Source organism: uncultured Romboutsia sp. (assembly GCF_958366745.1).
Classification (GTDB): domain Bacteria; phylum Bacillota; class Clostridia; order Peptostreptococcales; family Peptostreptococcaceae; genus Romboutsia; species Romboutsia timonensis.
On sequence record NZ_CATXCO010000173.1, the window covers coordinates 1 to 5,112 of the forward strand.

The window sequence follows — 5,112 nt, forward strand, 5'->3', positions numbered from 1 at the left end:
TATCCCCCCCACAAAATATTAAGTTATTTATATGACTTAACCACTTTTTCTATATACTTCCTCACATCTAAATACTTCCTTTTATTTATGTTATTATTTTAAAGTTTATTATTCTGATAACTTATTATATTAGTGTTTTATTAGTATTATTACTATCATTAATTCTAATATAGGTGTATTTTTTATACTACTTTAGTATAAAAATTCCCTTTTCTTTATGGACTTTCATCGAAATACTTTAAACCACATATGGCAATATTTATATGACCAACAACTTCATCAATTGCTAAAAAAGCAAGTAAATTTCATAAGAAACTTACTTGCTTTTAATTAATATTATTAAATTTATATCTAAACTGTTGAGTAATATATCCCATAAAAATTAAAGTAAGAAATATCATTACTATCACTGCTTTAACTATTTTAAATAATCTCATCTATTATATGATTATCCTGTGCATATAAAATTATATCTTGCCTGCTTCTAAGATGTAACTTACTAAGTATATTACTTACACGCTTTTTTATAGTATAATCAGTTACTTTTAATTCATTTGCAATATCTTTGTTGCTAAGACCTTTACATACATAGTTTAGTACACATTTTTCTCTGTTAGTAAGGTCAATTTCATTATTTGTTTTTTCATTATGTATAGTATATTGTAGTAATTCCGAATCATAAAATTTCTTTCCATTTAATACTTTCTTTATTATATAAATAAATTCATCTTTATCATCTATATTTAATATATATCCATCAATACCATAGTCTACTGATTTTATAAATAACTCTATATCTTTTTGACTATCTAAAATCATTATTTTAAGATTTTCAAATTTATTCCTTATTTTGCTTAATCTTTCTACTATATTAATGTTATTTTTATTAATGTCTATAAATGATAAATCAACTTCTAAAAGATCTTCATTTGATAAATGATTTGCATTTGAAGATGTTATTATATCATTTGTATTTAGCGTTTCATTTAAAAGATGATTTAGTGAATCTCTTATTATAAAGGATTCTGATAGAACCAATATTTTCATACATTTAGCCTCCAATATATAGTCAAACTTGTATATTTTATCTCATGAGTATATATTAGTGATTTTATGCAAAAAAATATATTACCTTATTATCTTATATATAATTACCTAATAGTGTTAGCTTTAAGTTTCTTGTTATTACTCTAGCGTATATAAGGCTTTAGCTATTGCTATCATTTATTTTTACTCCACTTGATAATTTTTTACCTTATAGTTTGTTTTTTATTCTAATTTAACTTACTTTAAATAATATTTATATACTATTTTTACTACTATAGTATAACTTTTTAATCTTCTTTAACAATATTTCTTAAATTATTAACGCTCATACCATACTCAGCAGCAAGCAAACTTAAATTAACCCCATTATACCTTTTTCTAATTTCTCTATTTCTGCTATTTCTAATAGTAGCTTTATACGTTGGTATATAAAGATTGCTTCCTCCATACATTCTAATTATCTCTAAATACTTTTCATCTCCCACAATTTCATATAACATTTCTAAATGTTCATATACATCTTCTTTTCTTATTTTCATATTAACCTCCTAAAATTTTAAACTTAAATTATATATTTAGTATCATCTTTTATAAATTTATTAATAAAATCTAAAATCAACTTTCTTTAATATAATTGTAGTTTTTAATATAAAAACTTTCGAGGAAAATACTTTTAAATATACTTTAGAAAAATACATTAAAACCCTGCTTACACCTTTCTAAGTAATATATAAATATAAGCTTTACAAATGGCTTAAATAAAATTTAGGAGGTAACTATATGGCAGTTACAGTATTAAATAATCCAGCAGGACTTAGATTAAAATTTGATTTAGGAAAAGATGACTCAACAGGCAAAACTAAAGTAAAAAGCAAAACATTCTCAAATGTAAAACACAATGCATCAAATGAAAATGTATACGAAGTAGCAAGTGCTATAGAATCTCTTCAACAATATCCAGTTTTAGAAATAGCTAAAATAGACAACACAACTTTAGCATAAAATTCGCTTTGTTTGAGCGACGTATCGGCGAAACATTTCAAAATATCATTTTTAAATAACTATCAATTAAGGTTTTAAATTTTGAAATACTTTATATTATTAAAATTAATATTATTAGGAGGATTTTATTATGGAATTAAATAGAAAATTAGTTATGACTTTCAAAACTACAGATGATAAGAAGGTATCATTAACAGTTGATAATCCAAGAGAAGACTTAACAGAAGAAGAAGTAAAAACTACTATGGAACTTATAAAAGAGAAAAACATATTTGCACCTGGTGGAGCTGATTTAGCATCTTTAGTTTCTGCAAAAGTTGTTGAAACTGATACTACTAACTACGACTTAGTATTTTAATATAATATATGGATGGTAATTTAGAAGTTCTGATTGCAAATGTAGGCTTTCCAATTGCTATAAGTATGTACTTACTTATTAGAATTGAAGGAAAACTTACAATTTTAACAGATAGTATAAATGAACTATCTAAAAATATTTTAAACATGAGAAAAGGATAGCAGCTGCTATCCTTTTTATTAATTTATACACTTCCCACTTGTGCGAATTATATTTCTAACTTGAACCTCACTTATTTCAAATGCCCTTGCAAGATCCTTTATATTTTTTCCATTATACCTTTTTATAATCTCTCTATTTCTTCCATTTCTAAGAAGCGTCTTCTTACTTGGAAAATAAATAGCAATACCACCATATTCATTACAAAACTCAATAAATTTATCTATCCCCATAAAATTAGCAAGTCCTACAAACTCCTCTGGAATATCCTCAATTTTTATATAATCCATCTTATCCTCCTAATAATCTATATGTTGAAAATGTAGTCTTGGCCCATTGTAACAATAATGCCTAAATTTTGTTTCTCCATCTCTACATTTAGCAACTATTAAATCTACTATTTTTATTCCCTCTTCCCTTGCTTTAAGTACACTTTTCTTATCTCTTTTAATTTTTATAACAGCTTCTTCAAAATCAGAAAGTACTGGCTCATGTATATATACAACATTATTGCTATCATGAAATATTGCCTTACTATCTCTCATTGGGCGTTCTCCCCAAGGTCTTAAATCCTTCATTTCATCATTTAACTGACTTAACTGTATAACTGGTATATGAAAATCTAAAGTTATATTTTTAAGTTCTCTTGATAAAGTTGCAACTTCTCTTTCCCTATTTTGTAAGTTTTGCTCTACAGTTAAAAGCTGTAAATAATCTACTATTACCAAATCAGGCTTAACTTGTCTTATTCTTCTTTTTAATTGTGGTATTGTGCTTATTCTGTCATTTATATATATTAAGTTATCCTTGCTAAACTCATGCATTACATCTATAATGTTTTTCCAATCTATTTCCTTTAAGTTTTTGTACTTTAAACTTTTAGCACTTATACCAGTTTTCTTGCTAATATTTCTCATAACTATTTGCTCATTGCTCATTTCCCTACTTATAAAAAGTACCTTTTTACCTTGACTTGCACAGTTTAACATTATTTGAAGTGCCAATGCAGTTTTACCAACTCCACTTCTAGCAGCAATAGTTGTAAGCTCTCCTTTAAAAAGTCCACCTATAACATCATCTAACAAAGGTACTCCAAATTTAAGACCAGTTTCTTTATCATTTTCAAGAAAATCTAGTATTCTTTCACAAATAGAACTCATATCATCTTTATCTTCTATGTCCTGATCTACTGTACTTTTTATATCATTTTCAAACTTAAAAAGAGATGAATCTATATCTTTATTTTCAAGTATTTCAGTTATTAAATTCATACAGCTATTTTTTATACATTTTCTTTTAAACTTGTCCTTTAATATGTTTATATGTGTATCTATTGCATAAGTCTCACCAATTGATGATAAATTACTTATGTATGAAACCATTACATCAACTTTTCTTTCGTCTAACTTAGTTTTTATTGTTGGTATATCCAAGGTGTAATTATTTTTATATAAGCTTTTCATTATTTCAAAGATTTCTTTGTTGTAGGATACAGAAAACATATCCTTACTTAATTCATCTAACTTATATGCTAGAGTATTGTCTAGTATAATACTCCCTAGTATTGAGTTTTCAATGTTTATAGCTTCTAATGGTGCCATATAATCCCCCTAATTAACTTTATTTAAAAATCAAATTCTATATCAAATGGCTTTATATCATCTAAATCCCCTATATCCTCATTTGTATCAACTTCTTCATTTAAATATCCTTCAAACTTGTTACTAAACAAGGTTTCTGGTCTTAAGTATTTTTCCATTTCAGTGTGTAACCATTGTTTTGATTTTATATTTATTACCTTGTAAAAGTCTTCTTCATCAAATCCTTCATTAAGCCTTGCGTTTATAAGGCTCTTTGTTTTAACTGAAGTTTTCTTAAATCTTTTATTAGTTTTCTTGTTTAAATAATCAACCACACAAGAATGTATTTTATTATTATTTATATTATCTTTTTTAGAGTGGCAGTTCTCTATGTCCTTGCCTATATCGTATGTATGTTCGTTTAATAAGCATAAATTATTGCTATTACTAGCTTTAGTATCTCCTCTACCTAGGTTGTGTCCTAGGTCATGACCTAGGTCAATATTATTGCTGTATTCGTATACTGATGGTGTGTTATCAGTGTTTCCTAATTGAACCAATTGTATTATGTTCAGTTCTTTAAAGTTTTTTATAAGCCTTTTTGCTTTTCCTATTGATATGTTTAAGTCCTTGGAAACTGTGCCATTGCTTATGTAGAATTGGCCTTTTGGTAGATTGCCATTCATATTGTTGTAGTTTACTTTTTTCATTATGTAGTGGTTAAATATTATTTTGTCTGTGTCTTTTATATTATCAAATTTTAATACTTGTATATTAGTTTTAAAATATCCTATTTGCGCTTGCATTTATTTCATCCTCCCCATATCCTCTTGCGTTCTAAAATCGTTCTAAACATTTGTTCTGTAATTTTATAGTAATATATTTTGTATTTTTTTGCAATATGTATGTAAATATTTTTTTAACAAATTTATTAATAGTATTTATTTTTATATAAAATTCAAATAC

At 25.6% G+C, this 5,112-nt stretch carries 8 protein-coding genes; 3 read left to right on the plus strand and 5 right to left on the minus strand.

What is annotated here, in order from left to right; all coding sequences use genetic code 11:
• Window positions 1-423 precede the first annotated feature (423 nt).
• Entirely contained in the window at window positions 424-1,047 is a 624-nt protein-coding gene (locus Q5F54_RS10340) for a response regulator transcription factor (RefSeq protein WP_302334379.1), read from the minus strand.
• A 287-nt stretch (window positions 1,048-1,334) separates the two neighbouring features.
• On the minus strand, window positions 1,335-1,586 hold the full coding sequence (locus tag Q5F54_RS10345; protein ID WP_071120050.1) for a Mor transcription activator family protein: 252 nt from the start codon (window positions 1,584-1,586) through the stop codon (window positions 1,335-1,337).
• 241 nt (window positions 1,587-1,827) lie between these two features.
• Between Q5F54_RS10345 and Q5F54_RS10350 the strand changes: the two genes are divergently transcribed.
• The 3 genes from Q5F54_RS10350 to Q5F54_RS13160 all read left to right on the plus strand — a co-directional run bounded on the left by Q5F54_RS10350 (window position 1,828) and on the right by Q5F54_RS13160 (window position 2,568).
• On the plus strand, window positions 1,828-2,049 hold the full coding sequence (locus tag Q5F54_RS10350) for a DUF1659 domain-containing protein (protein WP_302334380.1): 222 nt from the start codon (window positions 1,828-1,830) through the stop codon (window positions 2,047-2,049).
• 130 nt (window positions 2,050-2,179) lie between these two features.
• On the plus strand, window positions 2,180-2,407 hold the full coding sequence (locus Q5F54_RS10355) for a DUF2922 domain-containing protein (protein ID WP_277233416.1): 228 nt from the start codon (window positions 2,180-2,182) through the stop codon (window positions 2,405-2,407).
• Window positions 2,408-2,415: 8 nt separating this feature from the next.
• Complete coding sequence (locus Q5F54_RS13160; protein ID WP_277233413.1) at window positions 2,416-2,568, plus strand: YvrJ family protein; 153 nt, start codon at window positions 2,416-2,418, stop codon at window positions 2,566-2,568.
• A gap of 18 nt (window positions 2,569-2,586) precedes the next feature.
• On the opposite strand, the gene Q5F54_RS10365 is transcribed toward Q5F54_RS13160, so the two are convergent.
• The 3 genes from Q5F54_RS10365 to Q5F54_RS10375 are packed head-to-tail and all read right to left on the minus strand — an operon-like array spanning window position 2,587 to window position 4,952.
• The gene (locus tag Q5F54_RS10365) at window positions 2,587-2,856 is read right to left on the minus strand and encodes a Mor transcription activator family protein (RefSeq protein ID WP_281538893.1); all 270 of its coding nucleotides are present in this window, start codon (window positions 2,854-2,856) and stop codon (window positions 2,587-2,589) included.
• Between the two features lie 9 nt (window positions 2,857-2,865).
• Window positions 2,866-4,167 carry a DnaB-like helicase C-terminal domain-containing protein gene (locus Q5F54_RS10370; RefSeq protein WP_302334381.1) on the minus strand — a complete coding sequence of 434 codons (1,302 nt, stop codon included), beginning with the start codon at window positions 4,165-4,167 and terminating at the stop codon, window positions 2,866-2,868.
• 23 nt (window positions 4,168-4,190) lie between these two features.
• Window positions 4,191-4,952, minus strand: coding sequence for a conserved phage C-terminal domain-containing protein (locus Q5F54_RS10375; RefSeq protein WP_302334382.1), 762 nt, complete (start codon window positions 4,950-4,952; stop codon window positions 4,191-4,193).
• Window positions 4,953-5,112 lie beyond the last annotated feature (160 nt).